We start from the raw sequence: 20,780 nt of genomic DNA, 5'->3' as shown, positions 1-20,780 counted from the left end.
GGGAATGCGGTCACGCCGACGGGACGGGGTTTGGCGCGCGCGCCTGGTTGCGCGGCCCGAGACGCGCCGAGAGGCGGTCGAGGTAGAGGAAGACGACCGGCGTGGTGTAAAGCGTGAGGACCTGCGACAGCAGGAGCCCGCCGACGATGGCGTATCCGAGGGGTTGGCGGATCTCCGATCCGGCGCCGGTGCCGAGCATCAGCGGCACGCCACCGAGCAGCGCCGCCGTGGTCGTCATCAGGATCGGGCGGAAGCGCATCACGCAGGCGCGGTAGATCGCCTCCGCCGCGCCGACCTTCTCGTTGCGTTCAACCTCGAGCGCGAAGTCGACCAGCATGATGCCGTTCTTCTTGACGATTCCGATCAGCAGGATGATGCCGATGATGGCGATCACGCTGAGATCCATGTGCACCGCCATCAGCAGGAGCAGCGCGCCGATGCCGGCCGACGGCAGCGTCGACAGGATGGTGATCGGATGGATCGCGCTCTCGTACAGGACGCCGAGGATGATGTAGACCACGACCAGCGCCGCGGCGACCAGCAGCGGCGTGCCCGACAGGGAGGACTGGAAGGCCTGCGCGTTGCCCTGGAACGATGTGGCCAGCGCAGCGGGCTTGTGCAGCTGCTGCTCCATCTGGCGGACGGCGGTGATCGCGTCGCCCAGCGCTACGCCCGGCTTCAGGTTGAAGGAGATCGTGACCGACGGGAACATGCCCTGGTGGTTGACGATGATCGGCGAGGGCCGGACGTCGCTGTTGACCAGCGTGCTGAGCGGGACTTGCTGGGCGGTCGCGGAGCCGAGGTAGATGTCGCGTAGCGCCTGCGGGCCGTACTGGAAGCGCGGCTCGACCTCGAGCACGACATGGTACTGACTGAGCGGCGTGAACATGGTCGAGACGATGCGCTGGCCGAAGGCGTCGTCGAGCGTGTTGTCGATGGCCGACGGCAGGATGCCGAAGGTCGAGGCGACCTCGCGATTGACCGACACGTTGAGCATCGGGCCGCCATTCGCCTGGTCGCTGGCGACATCGGTGATGCTGGGGATCGCGCGCATACGGTCGACGAACCGCGCCGCCCAGCGGGCGAGCTCGGCCGGGTCGGCGTCGCTCAAGGTGTACTGGTACTGCGTCTTGGCCAGCCGTGCGCCGATTGAGATGTCCTGGGTCGCCTGCATGTAGAGGGTGATGCCCTGGATGCGGGCGAGCGGCGTGCGCAGCCGGTCGATGACCTGGCCCGCGCTGGCGTCGCGCTGCTCGCGCGGCTTTAGCATGATGAAGACACGGCCCTGGTTGAGCGTCGCGGTCGGCCCGCCCGGACCGATGTAGCTCACGACCGAGTCGATGGCCGGATCCTTCAGCAGGACGTCGACCAGCGCCTGCTGGCGCTGCGACATCGCGTCGAACGAGATGTCCTCCGAAGCCTGGGTGACGCCCTGGAGCTGCCCGGTGTCCTGCTGCGGGAAGAACCCCTTGGGAATGACGACATAGAGGTAGCCGGTCAGGGCGACGGTGCCCAGCATCACCATCAGGGTGGCGAAGCGATGGCGCAGGACCACCCGCAAGCCCATGGCATAGACCGAGAGGAGGGCATCGAAGCCCTGCTCGAACGCGCGGTAGAGCGCACCATGCCGGCGGCGGCTATCGTCCTTCAGCAGCCTCGCGCACAGCATCGGCGTCAGGGTTAGGGAGATGACGAGCGACAGGATCAGCGAGGCCGAGAGCGTGACGGCGAACTCCTGGAACAGCTTGCCGACATAGCCGCCCATCAGGAACAGCGGGATGAACACCGCGATCAGCGACAGGGTGATCGACACGATCGTGAATCCGATCTCGCCCGAGCCCTTGAGGGCCGCCTCCATCGGGCTCAGCCCCTCCTCGAGATGGCGCACGATGTTCTCGATCACGACCACCGCATCGTCGACCACGAAGCCGACGCCGATCGACAGCGCCATCAGCGAGAGGTTGTCGAGGCTGTAGCCCAGCGCATAGATCACCGCGAAGGTGCCGATCAGCGACAGGGGCACGGTGATGGCCGGGATCACGGTGGCCCAGAAGTTGCGCAGGAAGACGAAGATCACCATCACGACCAGCGCCACGGTCAGCAGCAGGGTGAACTGCACGTCGGCCACGGAAGCGCGGATCGTGGTCGTCCGGTCGGCCGCGATGGTCACTTTGATGGCCGGCGGCATGGAGGCCTGGAGACGCGGCAGCAGCGCCTTGATGCGATCGACCGTCTCGATGACGTTGGCGCCGGGCACGCGCTGGACTGCCAGGATGACGGCACGCTGGCGGCCGAACCAGCCGGCCAGCAAGTTGTTCTCGGGGCCCTGGATGGCGCGGCCGATGTCGCGGATGCGCACCGGCGAGCCATTGCGGTAGGCCACGATCAGCGCTTCGTAGGCTTCGGGCGTGAGCAGCTGGTCGTTGGTGTTCAGTGTGTAGGTCTGGCGCGGGCTGTTGAGCGTGCCCTTGGGCAGGTCGACGTTGGCCTGGGCGATCACGTTGCGGACGTCCTCCAGCCCGATGCCGCGCGCCGCCAGCGCCTGCGGATTGACCTGAATGCGGATCGCGGGCTTCTGCTGGCCGCCGATGCCGACGAGGCCGACGCCGGAGATCTGCGATATCTTCGGCAGCAGGATGTTCTCGGCATAGTCGTCGATGGTTGTCAGCGGCAGGGTGTCCGAGGTGAGCGCGATCAGCATGATCGGCGTCTCGGCCGGGTTCACTTTCCGGATGGTCGGCGGGTAGGGGATATTGATCGGCAGAAATGGGCTCGCGGCATTGATTGCCGCCAGCACGTCGACCGCGGCGCTGTCGACCGTGCGCGAGAGCTCGAACTGGACGGTCACCGAGGTCACGCCCAGCGCGCTGGTCGAGGTGAGCTGCGTCACGCCCGGGATCTGGCTGAGCTGCCGCTCGAGCGGTGTGGCGACGGTCGACGCCATGGTCTGCGGATCGGCGCCGGGCAGCTGGGCACTGACCTGGATGGTCGGAAAGTTCACGTTGGGCAACGCGGCCACCGGCAGCAGCGGATAGGCGGCGAGGCCACACAGCAGCAGCCCCGCCATCAGAAGAATGGTGGCGATCGGGCGGCGGATGAAGGGTGCCGAGAAGTTCATGGCACGACGCTCTGGACGGCGCTCTGCTCCCTGGCCTGCTGCGCTGCCTTGCCGTGCAGCTCCCGGACGGGACTGCCCTCGGTCAGCCGGAACTGGCCGTCGATGACGACGGTCTCGCCGGCGGCGAGGCCCCGGTCGATCAGCGCCTGGCCCTCGCTGATCTGCGCCACGGTGACGGCGCGCACATGCGCCTGCCCGTCGGAAGAAATCACGTAGACATAGGCCCCGTCCTGCCCTGGCTGCACCGCCGGCGCCGGGATGGTGAGGCCGTTCTTGCGCGTGTCGATCAGCAGCCGGACGTTGACGAGCTGGCCCGGCCACAGCCGGTGAGCCTTGTTCTCGAAGGTCGCCTTGAGCTGGACCGTGCCGGTGGTCTGGGCGATCTGGTTGTTGACCAACTGCAGCGTGCCTTGCCCCAGCTCGATCTTCTCGTCCTGGCTGTAGGCCAGCACCCGCAGAGGACCCTTGGCCATCTGCATCTGGATCCGCAGCAGTTCGCCCTGCGGCAGGGTGAAGAGAAGCGAGATCGGCTCGATCTGGGTGACCACGACCAGGCCGTTGGGATCGGTTGGATGGATGATGTTGCCGACGTCGATCTGGCGGACGCCGGTCACGCCCGGGATCGGCGAGGTCAGCCGGGTGTAGCTGAGCTGCACCTCGGCCTGGGCGACCATCGCCTGGTCGGCTTTCACCGTTGCCTGCAGCTGCTCGACCTGCGCCTTCTGCGTGTCGGACAGTTGCGACGAGGCGTAGCCTTTGCTCTGCAGGTCGGTGTAGCGGCCGAGATTGGCGATGGCGTTGCCAAGCTGCGCCTTGTCCCGGTCGAGATTGGCGGAGACCTGGTCGAGCTGCGCCTTGTAGGGCCGCGGGTCGATCTCGGCCAGCAGGTCGCCGGTCCTGACGGTCTGGCCCTCGGTGAAGGCGATCCTGACGAGCTGCCCTTGAATCTGGCTGCGCACGACGGCGGTGTTGTAGGCGATCACGGTGCCTACGCCGCGCAGGTAGATCGGCACGTCATGGCTCGTCACGGCGGCCGCGACGACGGGGATGGCGGGCGGTGCTGCCGGCGCCGCTGCAACTGCCTTGCCCGGCTTGGCGTGCATCGCTGCATAGAGCCCGCCGGTTCCCGCCAAAGCCGCCAGCGAGAGAATTCCGATCAGAATGGCTGTGCGTTTCATCGTTCGGCTCCTCGCCTTCGGTTCAGCAGCTGCCGGGAGCCAGGGCGCTGCTCGCGTCGGGGCAGGCGGCGCTGATCCCTGACGGCGCCGAGGGCGAGACGAACGGCATCGAGGGCGGGATTGAGGGCGCCGCCGGACTGAGGCCAGCCAATCCCAGCTCGACGGAACCGAGAGGTATGCCGGCACGGCCGGTGATCGTGGGAAGAGTCGACGCCGTCAATGGAAGTGCGTTGCCCGCCATGTCGCAGGCCGCCGGGGGCGCGGGAGACATGCCCCCGCCGTCGAACACCGGCCCGGTCGAGGCGCTTGCCGGCGAGCAGCCGGTGAAGCCGCCTGGGCTGATGCCCGGTGCGGCGAGCTCGATCGCGCCGAGCGGAATGCCAGCCTCGCCGACAGACGGACGCGACTCGGTGACGAGTGGCGTGGTGCCAGGCAGCGATGGAAGTGCCGTGGCCGTCTGGGCGCGGGCGCCGCCCATCAACAGAACGCCCGCCAGCAAGGAAATGGCGCAGACCAGCCTGTTCATGACTTCACCTCGACAGTTCCAGCGCCCGGCGGATGGGCTGGGGGGAACCTAGTGCGACCGGCGCACGGCCTTCCATTTGGACCAACGGCGGTTGAACCCATACTTTGGTTTAGGTTGCGCGTTCGGCGGCGGAACATTCACGTGCTGCCGGTCGAGCAGATGGACGGCAGGATTGGTGATGAGCTGGTGTCGAGCTGCCACGCATGGTCCTCCTCGAATTCCGTCCCCAGATCGAGGAGAGGGAGCTCGTTTATGGGGATATTTCGCTTCGCCCTTGAGAACCCATGCGAAGGTATGGAAGACGACTCGCGCGGGCTCGCTTCCTCCCGCTACGATATGCTTCCTGCGGAGTCGCCTTACGATGTCGTTTCACGCCTTGACGCCAGCGCGGCGCGCCATCGCCTCGCCCCTTTTCGCGGTCCTGGTTGCGATCACGATCTTCACGGTCGATACGGTCACGTCCCTCGATATCGCGGTCGCCGTGCTCTATGTCGCGGTGGTGCTGCTGGCGCTCGACTTCACGGGGTACGAGGGGATTCTCACCGTAGCCGCAGGTTGCATGCTGCTGACGGTGCTGAGCTTCGTCATTTCGCACGGCGCCGATCCCGAACCTGGGCCGATCCTGCGCGGCTTCGTCAGTCTGGCTGCCATCACGATCACAGCGCTTCTCGCGGCACGCAACCAGCGGGCCGTGACAGCGCTGCGCGAGCAGGCGAGCCTGCTTGATCTCACGCATGACACGATCTTCGTGCGCGACCGCAACGACGTGATCACCTACTGGAACCGCGCCGCGGCCGAACTCTATGGCTGGCGCCGGGAGGAGACGGTTGGCCGCCGCGCCGCGCAGCTCCTCGACACCGTGTTCCCCGCGCCGCAGGCGGCGATCATGGATGAGCTCGAGCATACCGGCCGCTGGGAGGGCGAGCTGATCCATGCGACCCGCGATCGCCGGCTGGTCACCGTGGCCAGTCGCTGGGCGCTGCAGCGCGATGCACGCGGCCGCCCGGTCTCGATTCTCGAGACCAACAACGACGTCACCGCCCAGCGCGCCGTCGAGGACAAGCTGCACCGTTCCCGCATGGAGCTGGCGCATGTCTCGCGCATCGCCACCCTGGGCGAGCTCACGGCCTCGATCGCGCATGAGGTCAACCAGCCGCTGGCCGCCGTCGTGGCCAACGGCGAGGCGGGCCTGCGCTGGCTCGACCGGCCCGTCCCGGACCTCAATCGGACGAGGACGACCGTCGAAGCGATGATCCGCAATGCGCGCCGCGCCAGCGATGTCATCGTCCGGCTACGCGCCCTGGCTCGCAAGGCCGAGACGGTCCAGGCCCCGCTTTCGGTCGCGGAGCTGGTCGAGCAGACCACGCTGCTGGTCGAGCGGGAACTCCGTGTTCACGAGGTGCAGCTTTCGACGACGGTGCCGGCCGATCTTCCACCGGTGCTGGGCGATCGTGTGCAACTGCAGCAAGTCCTGATCAATCTGCTGATCAACGCCGTCCAGGCACTCGATTCGGTCGCCGCCGATCGACGCGTCCTGTCGGTCGGCGCTGAGCGCGCGGTCGACGAGGCGTGCGGCGATGTGGTTGTCGTACTGGTTGACGATAGCGGACCCGGCATTCCGGACGACGTGCTGCCGCATCTGTTCGATGCCTTCTTCACGACAAAGCGCGAGGGAATGGGCATGGGGCTGTCGATCTGCCGGTCGATCGTCGAGGCGCATGGCGGCCGCATCTCGGCCGAAAACCGTTCGGAAGGAGGGGCGTCTTTCCGCCTCGCGTTGCCGATCGCGCCGGCAGGTGCCACATGACGCGCCGCCCCGGGCCTGCCGGCTCGGCTGTGTCCACGCCGGTGGTCTTCATCGTCGACGACGACGAGGAGCTGCGGCTCTCTCTCGACAACCTGTTCCGCTCGGTCGACCTCGAATGCCGCCTGTTCGGTTCGGCGCCCGAGTTCCTGAAGGCCGTGACGGCCGACGCACCGGGCTGCCTGGTGCTTGATATCCGTCTGCCGGGCGTGAGCGGGCTGGAGTTCCAGGCCCAGCTCGCGCGCGCCGGTGCGAACCTGCCGATCGTCTTCATGACGGGGCACGGCGATGTCCCGATGTCGGTCCGCGCGATGAAGGCCGGCGCGGTCGACTTCCTCACCAAGCCGTTTCGCGACCAGGACATGCTCGATGCGGTTTCGGCTGCGATCGAGATGGATCGCCGCCGGCGCGAAGCCGACGGCGCGGGGCGCGAGCTACGCAAGCGCTACGAGAGCCTGTCGCCGCGCGAGCGCGAGGTCATGACGCTGGTTACGCGGGGCCTCATGAACAAGCAGGTCGCCGGCGAGCTCGGCCTCAGCGAGATCACGGTGAAGCTCTATCGCGGCCAGGCGATGCGCAAGATGAACGCAGCCTCGCTGGCCGATCTCGTGCGCATGGCCGAGCAGCTCGCCTTGCACAAGGAACGTCCGTAGCGGCGTCGATTGGACGTAACAAACCTGTGTATAGCTGTCGGTGCCGGGGCGACTCGGGCAGATTGGCCGCGTTCGAGCCTCCGAGCCCGCTTCTTCCTTTGACCGGATCATGTCCAACCTCACCGCGATTTCCTCGTCCTTGAAGGCGCCTCTCATCGCCGTCGTCGACGACGACGAGTCGGTGCGCGAGGCACTGGGCAATCTGCTGATGTCGATGGGCCTCGAGGTGAAGGCCTTCGGCACTGCCGAGGAGTTCCTCGCCTCGCCGTACAGCCACTCGGCCGCCTGTTTGGTTGCCGACGTTCAGCTGCCGGGCATGAGCGGACTGGAACTTCAGCGCCGCATCATTGCGGATGGCAACGCGTTGCCGATCATCCTGATCACGGCGTTCCCGCGGGACCATGTCCGCCGCCAGGCGGAGCAGCAGGGCGCCGTCGCGTTGCTTGCCAAACCATTCGACGGCGGCCGCCTGGTGGACTGCGTCGAGCGCGCTCTGCAGACCTGACGCCTGCCGGTTGAACGGGGACCGGCGCCGGGGCTTGTCATCCTCTCCCGGACCGCGAGCGTCCGCTCGCTCATGGGCCTGAGCGAGCGGACGCTCGCGGTCCGGAAGAGCGTGAGTCTTTCGCTGGCGCATCATGCAGCGCAGCAACTGCTCGCCGTCAGGACGGCGACAGCTTGGACGTCCCGTCGGTCCGAGGCCTGGCTCGTTAGACCTTCGTATGGATGGCCGGCGGTCGTGGCGACACCATCTGCTCCGGTGAGACAACGTTCGAGGAGCAGTCACCATGCGTTCGATCTGGCTTTTTGCCTGCGCGACGGCGGTCGCCGCGGCTCTGGCTCCCGTACAAGCCGGCGCGACGCCGGTCGACCTCAACATCGGGTCGCCGCACGGCACGCTGAGCTTCGCTATCGGCAGCTCGGCGCTGTTCCGGATCACGGGCGGTTTCGACAGCTGGCGTGGCACGGCGCATGTCGACGAGGATCATCCCGAGCGCAGCACTGTCGATGTGACGGTCGATGCCGAGAGTGTCTCGATGGCCGACAGGCAGGAGGCGGCGACGGTGCGCGGACCGGATTTCTTCAACGCGGCGACTTATCCGGCGCTCGCCTTCCATTCCGACCACATGACCCGGACCAGCGCGACGAGCTGGCAGGTCGACGGCCGGATGACGCTGCGCGGCATTACCCGGCCGATGACCTTCGAGGTGACGGTGCGCGATCGCGATATCGGCGCCGCGCCTGGTGCACACTATGCGCGGCTCGAAGCGCACGGCACCCTGCAGCGCTCGCAGTTCGGCATGGACAGGTATGTCGATCTGCTGGGCGATCCCGTGAAGATCACGATCGACTCGTACGCCTGGCGCTGACGGCCACCGCGCGGCAGCCGGGCGGGCTAGACGGGACTCGAAAAGGGGGCGCCGGGCGAGCGGTCGGGGCTGGGGGTGCCCGCCCGGCGCGGCAAGCGCGTGGGGGTGGGAGGTATCGCGCTTGCCAACTCATCGCTACTGGCGGCTAACGGCCGGCCTCGAACAGGAACCAAGTCCGGCGCTCTGTCTCGTCGAGCCAGACCTCGATCAGGCTGGCCGTCGCGATGTCGCCGTGCTCCTCGCAGAGCGTGTGGGTCTGGCGCAGCAAGCCGGCGAACTGCCGGTTGTCGTCGCGCAGCTCGGCCAGCATGGTGCCCGGCTCGACGAAGTCGGCGTCGTTGTCGAGCAGGCGCTGCACGCGGGAGATATGGCCGATCGAGCGCAGCGTCGTGCCGCCCAGCTTGCGGGCGCGCTCCGCGATCGGGTCGGTCATCGCGAAGATCTGGTCCGCCTGCTCGTCGAGCATCAGGTGGTAGTCGCGAAAGTGCGGCCCCGACATGTGCCAGTGGAAGTTCTTGGTCTTGAGATAAAGCGCGAAGCTGTCGGCCAGCAGCGCGGTGAGGGCGCCCGACAGCTCCTTGACGATATTGTCGGTAAGGGCATTGGGGGTCAGCAGCGCGGCGACTTTACGGTCCTGGATAGTGAGCGTCATTGATCGTGTCTCCTTTGTGCCCTGAGGATGCGCTTCACTCCGGAGAGGTTCTTTCACCTTCGGACTGCGTCTTGCGCAAAGGCACTGCAACGGCGGCGCGCCACCTACCTCATACCTAGGTATAGGCGGACTAGACCAACAACCGAGCTGCACCAACCCCATGCAGCGTGGCGACGAAATCGGCACCGGGCGAGGCTCGGTGCCATCGAAACGACACACGGGGTTGACCATGCAGCATCTTGAGATCGCGGCCGCGAGCGCAGCGCAGGGTCGCTCCCCCACGCGATCCGATGCTCCTCCCGAGAACAGCGTTCCGCGCGTATTGCGTTTCATCCTCGACGGTCGGCCGATCGCGGTCGTGGTGTCCGATCCCTCGCTGCTGCAAGCCGTACGCGACGAGGAGGCGCGGCTCGGGACGCAGGCCCTCGACGCCGCACTGGCCGGCGTCGCCCGTGATGCTGTCGCCGAGAGCTTGATCCGGGCGCTGGCGGCAGCCGAGCGGGACAATGTCTCCCTCGATGCGATCGTCTCGGCGCTGGTGGTGCGTGTGTTGGCGCTGTGCCGCGTTCATGGCGCGACGCCGTTCACCGAGAAGAAGGCACTGCTGCCTAAGTGGCGCCTGAAGCGCGTCGTCGATCATGTCGACGCCCATCTCGACCGCCGGGTGACGCTTGCCGACATGGCCGCGGTTGCCGGCCTGACACGCATGTACTTCGCCGCGCAGTTTCGCCGGACGACCGGCATCAGCCCGCACGCCTTCCTCCTGCGCCGCCGCATCGAACGCGCCCAGGAGCTGATGCGCGACCCGGCCCAGCCGCTGGCGCAGATCGCCCTCAGCGTCGGCTTCGGCACGCAGCCGCACTTCACCACCGTGTTCAAGCGCCTGGTCGGGCAGACGCCCTACCGCTGGCGCCAGAACGTCGAGCTGCACACGCAGCAGGCCTGAGTTTCATCCGTCAAACCCGCAACAACCTGGAACAAGGAGTCATCTCATGACCCGCTTCATCTCCTCGCTGGCCGGCCTGGCCGGTGTCCTTCTGGCCTCGACTGCGATCCCGGCCAGTGCCGAGCCGCTCAGGAACATCGTCCTCGTGCATGGCGCATGGGTCGACGCCTCGGGCTGGAAACCGGTCTTCGAACTCCTCACGCGCGAGGGCTTCAAGGTGACGATGGTGCAGGAGCCCGAGACCTCATTCGCTGACGACGTCGCCGCGGCCCGGCGCGTGCTCGACCAGCAGGACGGCCCGACGCTGCTGGTCGGCCACAGCTATGGTGGCTCTATCATCACGGAGGCGGGCATCCATCCCAAAGTCGCCGCGCTCGTGTACGTTGCCGCGCACGCCCCCGATGTCGGCGAGGATGAGGCGGCTCTCGGCCGCAAGACGCCGAGCGTGCTGGGCAAGACCGCCGGCGCGATCCGCAAGACACCGGACGGCTATACCTATCTCGAGCCCTCGGAGTTTCCCCGGCTGTTCGCGCCCGACCTGCCGCCTGATCGCGCCGGGATGATGGCGCACTCTCAGGTCCTGGCCGCCGCCACGGTGTTCAGCACCCCGCTGTCGGCCGCCGCCTGGAAAACCAAGCCGAGCTGGGGAATCGTTGCGGGCAACGACCAGATCATCAACCCCGACCTGGAACGCTGGTACTACGCCCGCGCCAACGCCCGCGTCACCGAGGTGCCGGGCGCCAGCCACGCCGTGTACGAATCGCGGGCGCGCGAGGTCGCGGGCGTGATCGCCGACGCGGCCCGCAGCCTGGGCGATCAGCTCGCAATCCCGACTGCCAACAGGTGATCCATGGACGGCTCCACTCTTCGGAGGGCGAGCTGGCATCGCGGCCGGGATGCCCGCAATGCCCGCCTCGAGGCCGGCGCGAAGGTTGCGAAGGGCAAGATCGTCGAGATGCGTGACGCCACGCATCTCCTGGAGGCAGTGATGCGGCCGGACGACCTGGTCTGCCTCGAGGGCGACAATCAGAAGCAGGCGGACGTGCTGAGCGCCGCGCTTCTGGCGGCCGATCCGGCAAAGGTGCGCGATCTGCACATGGTGCAGTCGGGCGTCGTGCTGCCCGAGCATCTCGACCTGTTCGAGCGCGGCATCGCCCGCAAGCTCGACTTCGCCTATTCCGGCCCGCAGTCGGCGCGCATTGCCGCCATGCTGTTCGGAGGCAAGATCGAGCTCGGCGCGGTCCATACCTATCTCGAGCTGTTCGCCCGCTACTTCATCGATCTGACGCCCAATGTGGCGTTGATCGCCGCCGAGAGCGCCGACCGCGACGGCAACCTCTATACTGGCCCCAACACCGAGGACACGCCGACCGTGGTCGAGGCGACCGCCTTCAAGGACGGCATCGTCATCGCCCAGGTGGGCCAGATCGTCGACAAGCTGCCGCGTGTCGACATACCGGGCGACCAGGTGAATTTCGTCGTCGAGACCGGCCGCCACTTCTTCGTCGAGCCATTGTTCACGCGCGATCCGGCCGCCATCACCGAGGGCCAGATCCTGACCGCCATGCTGGCGCTCAAGGGCATCTATGCGCCTTATGGCGTGCAGCGGCTGAACCACGGCATAGGGTTCAACACCGCGGCCATCGAGCTCCTGCTGCCGACCTACGGCGAGAGGCTCGGCCTGCGCGGCAAGGTGGCGAGCCGCTTCGCGCTCAATCCCCATCCGACCCTGATCCCCGCGATCGAGTCGGGCTGGGTCGAGCAGGTCCATTGCTTCGGCTCGGAGGTCGGCATGGATGCCTACGTCCGCGCCCGGCCGGACGTCTTCTTCACCGGCGCCGACGGCTCGTTGCGCTCCAACCGCGCGTTCAGCCAGACCGCCGGCCTCTATGCCTGCGATATGTTCATCGGCTCGACCCTGCAGATCGACCTGCAGGGCAACTCCTCGACCGTGACGACCTCGCGCGTCGCGGGCTTCGGCGGCGCACCGAACATGGGGTCCGACCCGCGTGGCCGGCGTCATCCCAGCGCGCCCTGGCTGCAGGCCGGCCGCGAAGCCGATCCCGACAGCGCGCCGTTGCTGCGCCGCGGCCGCAAGCTGGTGGTGCAGATCGGCGAGACCTTCGGCGAGAAGAACGCGCCGCTGTTCGTCGAGAAGCTCGATGCGCTGGCACTTGCCGAGAAGCTGAAGCTCGATCTCGCGCCGGTGATGATCTACGGCGACGACGTCACGCACATCGTGACCGAGGAAGGCATCGCCAACCTGCTGCTGTGCCGCGACGTGGCGGAACGCGAGCAGGCGATCCGCGGCGTCGCGGGCTACACCGAGGTGGGCCGCGCCCGCGATGCGGCGATGGTCCGCCGCTTGCGCGAGCGCGGCGCGATCCGCCGGCCGGAGGATCTGGGCATCGATCCGCTCGACGCCGACCGCGGCCTGCTGGCGGCGCATTCGATCAAGGATCTCGTCCGCTGGTCGGGCGGGCTTTACGCGCCGCCGGCGCAATTCCGCAACTGGTGAGAGGGAGAGCCCCCATGGAAGAGTTGAGCTTCAGCCACAGTGCGCGCGAGCGCGCCGGCGGCACGATGAAGATGGCGATCGTCGGCGTCGCCGCCTCCGGCAACCTCGAGGTCCTGGCCGAGCGCATCCTGCCTGGCACCGATTGCCAGGTGGAGATCAGAACGGTGGCCAAGGGTTTCGGCGCGGTATGGGACGCCGTGGTCGCGGACTTCGTCGAGCGCTACTCGCCCGGCGGGCTGAAGTTCTCGATCAACGATGGCGGCGCGCGGCCCGATACGGTCTCGCTGCGCCTCGCCCAGGCCGTCCGTCTGGTGAAGGAAGGTGGACAATGAGCGCTCCCGTCATCCAGGCGCCGCGGGTCGCGGCCGGTCGCGACCTCGGCACGAGCTGGTACGAGGCATCGGCACGCACCCGCGTGACTCTGCTGCTCGACGGCGGCAGCTTCGTCGAGTTCATCGGGCCGGAAGAGCGCGTGGTCAGCCCGCATCTGCGGATATTCGACCTGCCCGAGCAGTTCGACGACGGGATCGTCGTCGGACGCGGCCGCCTCGACGGCGCGCCCGTCCTGGTCGCGGCCCAGGAAGGCCGCTTCATGGGCGGCGCCTTCGGTGAGGTCCATGGCGCCAAGTTGACCGGCTTGCTGCGCGCGGCGCGCGACCTGACGTCAATTCCGGTCCTGATACTGTTCGACACCGGCGGCGTGCGCTTGCAGGAAGCGAATGCCGGGGAGCTCGCGGTCGCGGAGATCATGCGTGCGGTGATCGAGGCACGCACCGGGGGCGTGAAGGTGATCGGGCTGATCGGCGGCCGGGCCGGCTGCTACGGCGGCGGTGGCCTGATCGCCGGCTGCTGCACGGCGCTGGCGGTGTCGGAGCAGGGCCGCATCGCGGTATCCGGCCCCGAGGTGATCGAGACCAACCGCGGCGTCGAGGAATTCGACTCGCACGACCGCGCGCTGGTGTGGCGCACCATGGGCGGCAAGCACCGGCGCCTGCTCGGCGGGGCCGACGCTTTCGTCGACGACACCGTGCAGGCCTTTCGGGACGCGGCGCGCGCGCTGCTCGGCGAGGGCGGCGGCTTCGGCCTCGACGCCTTGAAGGCCGAGCAGGCCCGTCTCGAGGAGCGGCTGCAGCGCTTCGGTGCCAGCAGCGATGCCGTAGACATCTGGAAGGCCGAGGGTGTCGTGGAGCCGACGGCGGTGCCGGCCCTGCCGGCCGATCTCTTCATCTCGCTTGCGAACCAGGTCCGGAGGCCCAGCCATGAAGCCCGCTGACATTCTCGATTCGCTGTTCCCCGCCGGTCACGACGTGACCAGCGACGGCGGACTCCTGCTCGGCTCGGGCGTCCTTCACTCGGGCGATCGGGCGCTCGTGATCGGTATCACCGATCGCACGCCGCTCGGTGTCGACGAAGCCATCCGCCTCTCGCGCCATGTGCTGGCGTCGCTCGACGATGGCAGCGGGCCGATCCTGGTTCTCGTCGACAGCGACAGCCAGCGCATGAGCAAGCGCGACGAGCTGCTCGGCCTGAACGAGTTCCTGGCCCATCTTGCCAAGACGCTCATCCATGCCGACCTGCAGGGCCGGCCGACTATCGGCCTGCTGTACGGGCACAGCGCGGCGGGTGCCTTCCTTGCAACGGCGATGGCCACGCGCGTTCTGGTGGCACCGCCGGGCGCCGATCCTGCCGTGATGGACCTGCCGTCGATGGCGAAGGTGACCAAGCTGCCGCTCGAGGTTCTGCAGGAGAAAGCAAAGTCGACGCCGGTCTTTGCGCCCGGTTTGCGCAACCTCGCCCAGACCGGCGCCGTGTCTGCGATCTGGGACGAGGCCGAACCGCTGGCCGACCAGCTCGACGCGCTGCTCGCCAACCTGCCGGGCGCCCGCGATGCGCGGGATGCGCTTGGCAAGCAGCGCGGCGGCCGCGGGCTGGCGGCCGACGTCGCCGCGCGGGTCCGTAATCTTGCCCTCCAGCCCGCGGTGCCGAGCCATGAAACGCCATGAGCTGTTCTTCATCAGGCCCGCGAGCTGGGGCGCCGCACTTGCGGCCGGCGGCGAGAGCGCGGCGGGCCCGTTGGTCGCGCACTGGGTCGATAATGGCTGGCCACTGATCGGGCGGCGGCCCCTGCCGGGCGAAGGCGAGGGCGTGCCGCTCGGTCTGCCGCTGCCACCCGCCGCCGGCAAGCGGCGCCTGTCGTACCTGATGCCGAGGGATGCCATTCTCGCAACCACCCCGCCGCCGTGCCTGCGGGTCGCCGGCCGGGTGGCCCCGTGCCGCTGGTGGGGCACGCTCGATCGGCTGGAGGCGCTGGCGATTCAGCATGGCGTGCAGGCGCGCGTGTTCGGCAGCCTGGCGTGGCGCGCGCTGACCGGCCTCGACTATCTGACCGCCGAGTCTGATCTCGACCTGCTGCTTCAAGTCCGGACCGATACCGATCTTTCGGCCCTGACCACCGGGCTTGCCGAAATAGAGCGGCTGGCGCCGATGCGGATCGACGGCGAGCTCGTGCGCGACGACGGGACGGCCGTGAACTGGCGCGAGCTTCACGGCAGCGCGCGACAAGTGATGGTGAAGACCGCAGAAGGCATCGCTTTGCTCGACAGAGAGCGGTTCCTTGCTGAAGAGGTGCTGTCATGATGCTCGCACTCGAACCGGTCGCTGCGGCACGCCTGCCCGATGTCGGGGCGCAGGCCGCCAGGTGCCTGCTGCTCGAGCTGGAGACGTGGCCGAAGCCCGGGCTCGTCAGTCACGTCGATCGCGGCAGCCACGACGACATGGATGCGGGCACCTTCCGCGCCAGCGCGGCGGCGCTCGGGCCCTATTTCCAGGCCTTGGCCGAAGCCGGTGCCCGCGGCGTCGGACTGGGACGGCTACGCGGGATCGGCATCGAGGCGGAGGCCGCGATGCTCGCCGCGACCGGCGGCATCAACACGCATCGCGGCGCGATCTTCGGCCTCGGCCTGCTAAGTGCGGCCGTCGGCGCCCGGCTCGGCGGCCATGCCGGGCCGCGCCTGTCGCTCGGCCAAATCGTTTCGCAGCGCTGGGGCGAGGCGGTGCGCCATGGGCCGGTGCCGGCGCACAGTCATGGCAGCAAGGCGCGTCGTCGCTATGGTGCGGGCGGCGCTCGGCAGGAAGCCGCGGCCGGCTTCCCCTGTGTCTACGAGGTCGGTCTGCCCGCCTTGCGACGCGGCGCGCGCATCGCCCGGGGCGACGCCGAGATGGCGCGGGTCGAAGCTTGCTTTGCGCTGATCGCCGCGCTCGACGACACGAACCTCCTGCATCGTGGCGGCCGCGCCGGTCTCGCCTTCGCGCGCGACACGGCGCGTAGGTTCCTCGACGCGGGCGGCATCGGTCAGCCCGATTGGCGCGACCGGGCGCGGATGGTGCATGAGCAGTTCGTTGCCCTCCGGCTCAGCCCGGGCGGCTCGGCCGATCTGTTGGCGATGTCGCTCTTCGTTGCGGCCTGGGACGCGGGGGCGACGTGATGACTCACACGATCGTTCTGGCGCTGGCGCCGATCTTCTTCGTGATGGCGCTCGGCTACGCCGCCGGCCGCTGGCGCATCGTCGACAATCGGCAGGTCGACGGCTTCAACCTGCTGGTCATGGACTTCGCGCTGCCGGCGGCGCTGTTCGCGGCGACAGCGTCGGCGCCGCGCCGCGAGATGCTGGCGCAGGCACCGCTGTTCGCGGTCCTGGCCATCGTCATGATGGTTCTGTTCGTGGCCTGGTACGGCCTGGTGCGCCGTCTCTTCAGGACCTCGCCGGCGAATGCCGCGCTGGAGGCCCTGACCATCGCCTTCCCGAATCTCGCCGGCGTCGGCCTGCCGATCCTGCAGGCGGTGCTCGGCCCTACCGGTGCCGTTCCGCTCGCCGTCGCCCTGGCGGCCGGCACCATCGTTGTCAGCCCGGTGTCCCTGATCCTGGTCGAACTGAGCCGCCCGCGGGCGGCCGGATCCGCGGAGCCGCCGGCAACGCGACTGCTGCGCGTGCTGCGGACAGCGCTCACGAAACCGGTGGTCGTGGCGCCTGCCCTCGGCATCGCCTATTCGCTCGCGGGGTTCGATCTCGGCGACATCGTCGACGCGTGCCTGCTGCTGATCGGGCACGCGGCGGCCGGCGTAGCGCTGTTCCTGACCGGGCTGATCCTGTCGGCGCAAGCGTTTCGCCTGGACTGGAAGATCGCGGGCGCTACCGGCATGGCCGACATCGTGCGCCCGCTGGTCACCGCCGCCGTCGTATTTAGCCTGCCGATCCCGGTCGAGGCGGCAAAGGTCGCGGTGCTGCTGAGCGCCGTGCCGTCGGGCTTCTTCGGCATCCTGTTCGCGGTGAACTACCGGCTGGATTCCGCGGCGATGGGCTCCATGGTGATCGCCAGCACCGGCGTCAGCATCGTGACGATGGCGATCGCCATCGCTGCGCTGTTTCCGCAGTGAGCGCGCCATGACGCTGGCGCTTCTTTGCTCTGGGCAAGGCCGGCAGCATCGCGACATGTTTGCCCTGGCCGGCGACGCGCCGGAGGCCGCCGGGCTGTTCGCGCATGCCGCGCGCCTGCTCGGCGGCCGCGACCCGCGGGAGCTGGTCCGCCGCGACAGCGACGAGGCGTTGCACGCCAATCGCACTGGCCAGATTCTCTGCACGCTGGAGGCGCTCGGGGCCGCGGCGGCGTTGCGCGACGCGCTGCCGGACAGGCTGGTCGTCGCGGGCTACAGCGTCGGCGAGGTGGCGGGCTGGGGCGTCGCCGGACTCTTCAGCCCGACCGATACGCTGGACCTCGTCGCGCGCCGCGCCGAGATCATGGACGCGGTTTCGCCCGCGGGCGACGGCCTGCTCTTTGTCCGAGGCCTGCCGCACGCGGTCATCGACGGGCTGTGCGAACGGCACGATGCGGCGGTGGCGATCGTCAACCCGGGCAATGGCTTCGTCCTCGGTGGCAACCGCGCGGCGCTCGTCGCCCTCGCCGAGGATGCGAAGGCATTGAACGCCGTGCGCGTCGTCGACGTGGCAGTCAACGTCGCCTCGCACACCAAACGCCTCGCCACGGCGTCGGCGACGTACCGGGAGGTCCTGAGCCATGTGGCGGTCGCGCCGCCGGCCCCCGGCAGGCGAATCATAAGCGGCATCGATGGTGCGCCGGTACTGGACGTACAGGCCGGGCTCGACAAGCTCGCCGGGCAGATTTCGCACACGCTACAGTGGGCCGATTGCCTGCAGGGCTGCGTGGAAGCGGGCGCGACTGCCTTTCTGGAACTCGGCCCGGGCCGGGCGCTGAGCGACATGATCGCCGGAGCACGCTGCCTGGAGGAATTCAGAACGCTTGAGGGTTCCCGGGCATGGCTTCGTGCGCTTCCGCTATCGAGCGGGCGAACGTGAAAGCATGGCTCCGGCCCCTGAGCTAGATGAAGTGCGGGAGCCGAAAGCGGGAGCACCGAGGCATGACCGACAAGAAGCGTATCCGCCGACATGCCGTCCGGCACATCCGCTTTGTCGGCTGCCTCGGCCAGCGCCATCAGCTCGGCCACCCTGCCTTCAGCTGCGCTTCGATCTGGCTGGCGTGGCCATGGGACAGCGCGCTGTGCCGGCTGGCATTGGCGTGGAGCTTGGTGCCATCCAGCGCCACAGTGCCCAGCTGCAGCATCCCTGTCTCGCGCGCCAGCAGCAGCACGCCCACGAACAGCGTCTCGATCTCCTTGAGAAAGCGCCGCCGGAACGCCGCGATCGTGTCGTGGTTCGTGTGAACGAACTGGCCCGGATGGTCGTTCACCGCGATGAAGCGGAACGCCACCGAATCGTAGGTCGCCCGCTCCAGCTTGCGGCTCGAGAACACCCCCGTCGCATAGCCGTAGACCAGCAGCCCCAGCAGCACGCTCGGGTGATACGAGGCCGAGCCCGAACCGCGATACGACTTCACCAGCAACGACAGGTCCAGCTGATCGATCACTTCGACCACAAACCGCGCCAGATGACGCTCCGGCAGCCATTCGTCCACCGACGGCGGCAACAGAAAACCGGTCCCTCGATCAACTTGCCGCGTCGGCGCAGACATGTAGGCCACGGCCGTGGCGACGCCCATGAAAATACGAATGAACGCCTGACCGATTGGGACGGGCAGGCGTCCAGCCTCCTTGTCGTTCGCGTCAAGCTCCTGCTTATCTGTCACGTGTCCAGCCGCCGCACCGAGCGGCATCGCGCTGTTGCCGCCGTCATCGCCTCACGGGCACGCCATCGAATAAACATGAGGGCCGGGCCATGCTGCGAGAGGTCAGCGCTGCCTCGCTCCTGGCCGATATCACACCCGCGGAGTTGATATTCGGCTCGGCCGCCGTGTTTGTCCGATGCCGCAGTACAGCGACATGATCCAGATTGCCGAACGCTTGTCCGGTCAATCGCGATGACACTTCACATGGATGCTGAAGATGCCGCGCCGGCAAAGAACAGCAACCTCCGGACCGGGAGTGCATCGGTATTTCACTTTGGTGTCGCCAATACCTTCGTCCCATCGAATCCGTTGCGGCGGATTGGCACGTCATGGCTCGTAACAGCCAACGACGGTGCAGCAATGACTCAGCTCAGGATCAATCGAGAAAGTTCTTCTCTCTGGATCGCGACATTCGACAATCCGCCGATAAACCTCATCGACACCGACACGATCGTTGAAGTGCAGTCTCTGCTGACGGAGCTGGAGGCTGATGCCGACGTGAAGGTCATCGTCTTCCGGAGTGCAGACCCCGACTTCTTTCTGGCTCATTGGGACGTCCTGGCCGACAAGAGGAGAACCGCGGCGTTGCCGTCGGGACCCTCCGGGCTCCATCCATGGCTCGATGTCCTCGTCCGGATCGCCCGGGCACCGGTTGTCTCGATCGCCGAGATCCGGGGACGCGCTCGCGGAGCGGGCAGCGAGTTCGCGTTGGCCTGCGATATGCGTTTCGCGAGCCTGGAACGCGCCATCCTTGGCCAGTTCGAGGTCGGCGTCGGCGCGGTGCCCGGTGGCAATCCGATGGTCCGGCTGGCCGGCCTGATGGGCCGCGGGCGGGCGATGGAGGTCGTGCTGGGCGCGGACGATTTCTCGGGTGCGCTCGCGGAGCGCTACGGATACGTCAATCGCGCTTTGCCCGACAGCGAACTGGCAGATTTCGTCGATAGCCTCGCGCGTCGCTTGGCGGGCTTCGAGAAGCATGCGATCGTCCACGCGAAAGCGCTTCTCGACCTTGCCTCGCTGCCGCCAGATGCGGTTTTCCCGCCGGCGTTGGCGGCCTTCTTGCAGTCGATCGCCCGTCCCGGTGCCCAGGCGCGCATCGGGCGCCTGCTATCGCGCGGGCTCCAGCAGCGAACGCCCGTCGAACTCTCGCTCGGGAAAGTCGTGGCCGAAGGATAGGAACAGTTGGATGCTATTGGGACAGGGAGCGATCGATCCTCAACGCTCCCTGTTCGTCCCGGCAGCCAGCGTGTCGTTCGGAACGCCGCATCGACGCACCGCAGCGATTGCCGCACCGCCGATGCCGGCCTGGAGATCGGCGGTGACCTGGAGTGCCGGGGTTGAAGTGGATGAACGCGGGACTTCAACCGGGCGAAATGTCATCGCGAAGTGCCGCCCGATCTGCAGCGCCGCGATGAGAGAAGCTGACAGGATCGGCACCGGCCCGTCGGCTGCGTCCGCCACCACCATGAAGTCGTCGGCGAACAGAATCTGGGCGTCATGTCGCCGGCCGTCGATCTCGATCACGATATCGGGGTCCAGATCGACAGGAGCTGAGCGCGACGACCGAAGGGGGCCTGGCTCGGAAGGATAGAGTCTGAGCTGCAGGCCGACCTGTCTTTCTGTCTGTTCGCACAACAGCACCATGACATCGATATTGAGGTCGGTGATCGTTGGTTCGAGTAGCGCGTAGGTCGGCCATGCAACGTCGCGCTCGAATTGCCATCCTGCACTAGGCGTAGGAGGGGCGTCGCCAGCAACGGCTTGACCTGCGGCGAGGCAGGATAGGGCGGGCAGCAGCATGGCCAAGGCGGAGACCG

Annotated in this window: 20 protein-coding genes and 1 pseudogene; 15 read left to right on the top strand and 6 right to left on the bottom strand. The window is 67.8% G+C overall.

Annotation, left to right across the window (positions count from 1 at the left end; genetic code table 11):
* Positions 1 to 10: 10 nt before the first annotated feature.
* From ACQY8M_RS00815 to ACQY8M_RS00805, 3 genes are read right to left on the bottom strand one after another with little or no spacing between them, the layout of a single operon-like run.
* Positions 11 to 3,118: an efflux RND transporter permease subunit gene (locus ACQY8M_RS00815; protein WP_428668553.1), complete on the bottom strand. Its 3,108-nt coding sequence runs from the start codon at positions 3,116 to 3,118 to the stop codon at positions 11 to 13.
* The gene (locus ACQY8M_RS00810; protein WP_428668551.1) at positions 3,115 to 4,296 is read right to left on the bottom strand and encodes an efflux RND transporter periplasmic adaptor subunit; all 1,182 of its coding nucleotides are present in this window, start codon (positions 4,294 to 4,296) and stop codon (positions 3,115 to 3,117) included. Before ACQY8M_RS00810 ends, ACQY8M_RS00815 begins: the two co-directional genes overlap by 4 nt.
* A 22-nt stretch (positions 4,297 to 4,318) precedes the next feature.
* Positions 4,319 to 4,822: a hypothetical protein gene (locus ACQY8M_RS00805; protein WP_428668549.1), complete on the bottom strand. Its 504-nt coding sequence runs from the start codon at positions 4,820 to 4,822 to the stop codon at positions 4,319 to 4,321.
* A gap of 361 nt (positions 4,823 to 5,183) precedes the next feature.
* Between ACQY8M_RS00805 and ACQY8M_RS00800 the strand changes: the two genes are divergently transcribed.
* From ACQY8M_RS00800 to ACQY8M_RS00785, 4 genes are all read left to right on the top strand, one after another.
* A complete protein-coding gene (locus ACQY8M_RS00800; protein ID WP_428668547.1) occupies positions 5,184 to 6,629 on the top strand; it encodes a sensor histidine kinase in 1,446 nt (481 codons plus the stop codon).
* Complete coding sequence (locus tag ACQY8M_RS00795; RefSeq protein ID WP_428668545.1) at positions 6,626 to 7,279, top strand: response regulator transcription factor; 654 nt, start codon at positions 6,626 to 6,628, stop codon at positions 7,277 to 7,279. Before ACQY8M_RS00800 ends, ACQY8M_RS00795 begins: the two co-directional genes overlap by 4 nt.
* A gap of 109 nt (positions 7,280 to 7,388) precedes the next feature.
* Positions 7,389 to 7,784 carry a response regulator transcription factor gene (locus tag ACQY8M_RS00790; RefSeq protein WP_428668543.1) on the top strand — a complete coding sequence of 132 codons (396 nt, stop codon included), beginning with the start codon at positions 7,389 to 7,391 and terminating at the stop codon, positions 7,782 to 7,784.
* Between the two features lie 283 nt (positions 7,785 to 8,067).
* Entirely contained in the window at positions 8,068 to 8,649 is a 582-nt protein-coding gene (locus ACQY8M_RS00785) for a YceI family protein (RefSeq protein ID WP_428668541.1), read from the top strand.
* Between the two features lie 145 nt (positions 8,650 to 8,794).
* On the opposite strand, the gene ACQY8M_RS00780 is transcribed toward ACQY8M_RS00785, so the two are convergent.
* The gene (locus ACQY8M_RS00780; RefSeq protein ID WP_428668539.1) at positions 8,795 to 9,301 is read right to left on the bottom strand and encodes a Dps family protein; all 507 of its coding nucleotides are present in this window, start codon (positions 9,299 to 9,301) and stop codon (positions 8,795 to 8,797) included.
* Between the two features lie 322 nt (positions 9,302 to 9,623).
* Here ACQY8M_RS00780 and ACQY8M_RS00775 point away from each other — a divergent pair, with 322 nt between their 5' ends.
* Genes ACQY8M_RS00775 through ACQY8M_RS00730 form a run of 10 tightly spaced genes read left to right on the top strand, consistent with a single transcriptional unit; the run spans position 9,624 to position 18,137 of the window.
* Entirely contained in the window at positions 9,624 to 10,247 is a 624-nt protein-coding gene (locus tag ACQY8M_RS00775) for a helix-turn-helix transcriptional regulator (RefSeq protein ID WP_428668537.1), read from the top strand.
* Positions 10,248 to 10,293: 46 nt separating this feature from the next.
* The gene (locus tag ACQY8M_RS00770; RefSeq protein WP_428668535.1) at positions 10,294 to 11,094 is read left to right on the top strand and encodes an alpha/beta fold hydrolase; all 801 of its coding nucleotides are present in this window, start codon (positions 10,294 to 10,296) and stop codon (positions 11,092 to 11,094) included.
* A 3-nt stretch (positions 11,095 to 11,097) separates the two neighbouring features.
* Positions 11,098 to 12,765: a malonate decarboxylase subunit alpha gene (gene mdcA / locus ACQY8M_RS00765; RefSeq protein ID WP_428668533.1), complete on the top strand. Its 1,668-nt coding sequence runs from the start codon at positions 11,098 to 11,100 to the stop codon at positions 12,763 to 12,765.
* 14 nt (positions 12,766 to 12,779) lie between these two features.
* Positions 12,780 to 13,097, top strand: coding sequence for a malonate decarboxylase acyl carrier protein (gene mdcC / locus ACQY8M_RS00760; protein ID WP_428668532.1), 318 nt, complete (start codon positions 12,780 to 12,782; stop codon positions 13,095 to 13,097).
* A complete protein-coding gene (locus ACQY8M_RS00755; RefSeq protein WP_428668530.1) occupies positions 13,094 to 14,038 on the top strand; it encodes a biotin-independent malonate decarboxylase subunit beta in 945 nt (314 codons plus the stop codon). Before mdcC ends, ACQY8M_RS00755 begins: the two co-directional genes overlap by 4 nt.
* The gene (gene mdcE, locus ACQY8M_RS00750; protein ID WP_428668528.1) at positions 14,025 to 14,768 is read left to right on the top strand and encodes a biotin-independent malonate decarboxylase subunit gamma; all 744 of its coding nucleotides are present in this window, start codon (positions 14,025 to 14,027) and stop codon (positions 14,766 to 14,768) included. Before ACQY8M_RS00755 ends, mdcE begins: the two co-directional genes overlap by 14 nt.
* Positions 14,755 to 15,402, top strand: coding sequence for a malonate decarboxylase holo-[acyl-carrier-protein] synthase (gene mdcG / locus ACQY8M_RS00745; protein WP_428668526.1), 648 nt, complete (start codon positions 14,755 to 14,757; stop codon positions 15,400 to 15,402). The genes mdcE and mdcG overlap by 14 nt, the downstream gene beginning before the upstream one ends.
* Positions 15,399 to 16,250 carry a triphosphoribosyl-dephospho-CoA synthase MdcB gene (mdcB, locus tag ACQY8M_RS00740; RefSeq protein WP_428668524.1) on the top strand — a complete coding sequence of 284 codons (852 nt, stop codon included), beginning with the start codon at positions 15,399 to 15,401 and terminating at the stop codon, positions 16,248 to 16,250. The genes mdcG and mdcB overlap by 4 nt, the downstream gene beginning before the upstream one ends.
* The gene (locus tag ACQY8M_RS00735; protein WP_428668522.1) at positions 16,250 to 17,200 is read left to right on the top strand and encodes an AEC family transporter; all 951 of its coding nucleotides are present in this window, start codon (positions 16,250 to 16,252) and stop codon (positions 17,198 to 17,200) included. Before mdcB ends, ACQY8M_RS00735 begins: the two co-directional genes overlap by 1 nt.
* 7 nt (positions 17,201 to 17,207) lie before the next feature.
* The gene (locus tag ACQY8M_RS00730; RefSeq protein WP_428668520.1) at positions 17,208 to 18,137 is read left to right on the top strand and encodes an acyltransferase domain-containing protein; all 930 of its coding nucleotides are present in this window, start codon (positions 17,208 to 17,210) and stop codon (positions 18,135 to 18,137) included.
* A gap of 89 nt (positions 18,138 to 18,226) precedes the next feature.
* On the opposite strand, the pseudogene ACQY8M_RS00725 reads toward ACQY8M_RS00730, so the two are convergent.
* Positions 18,227 to 18,810, bottom strand: a pseudogene (locus ACQY8M_RS00725) (transposase); the annotation flags it as partial.
* Between the two features lie 357 nt (positions 18,811 to 19,167).
* Here ACQY8M_RS00725 and ACQY8M_RS00720 point away from each other — a divergent pair.
* Complete coding sequence (locus ACQY8M_RS00720) at positions 19,168 to 20,139, top strand: enoyl-CoA hydratase/isomerase family protein (protein ID WP_428668518.1); 972 nt, start codon at positions 19,168 to 19,170, stop codon at positions 20,137 to 20,139.
* Positions 20,140 to 20,178: 39 nt separating this feature from the next.
* Here ACQY8M_RS00720 and ACQY8M_RS00715 read toward each other — a convergent pair whose 3' ends face one another.
* Positions 20,179 to 20,769 carry a hypothetical protein gene (locus tag ACQY8M_RS00715; protein ID WP_428668516.1) on the bottom strand — a complete coding sequence of 197 codons (591 nt, stop codon included), beginning with the start codon at positions 20,767 to 20,769 and terminating at the stop codon, positions 20,179 to 20,181.
* Positions 20,770 to 20,780: the final 11 nt, after the last annotated feature.

Origin of the sequence: Reyranella sp., assembly GCF_965279465.1 — a bacterium.
Taxonomy (GTDB): Bacteria; Pseudomonadota; Alphaproteobacteria; order Reyranellales; family Reyranellaceae; genus Reyranella.
This window is presented reverse-complemented; position numbering and strand designations above follow the sequence as displayed.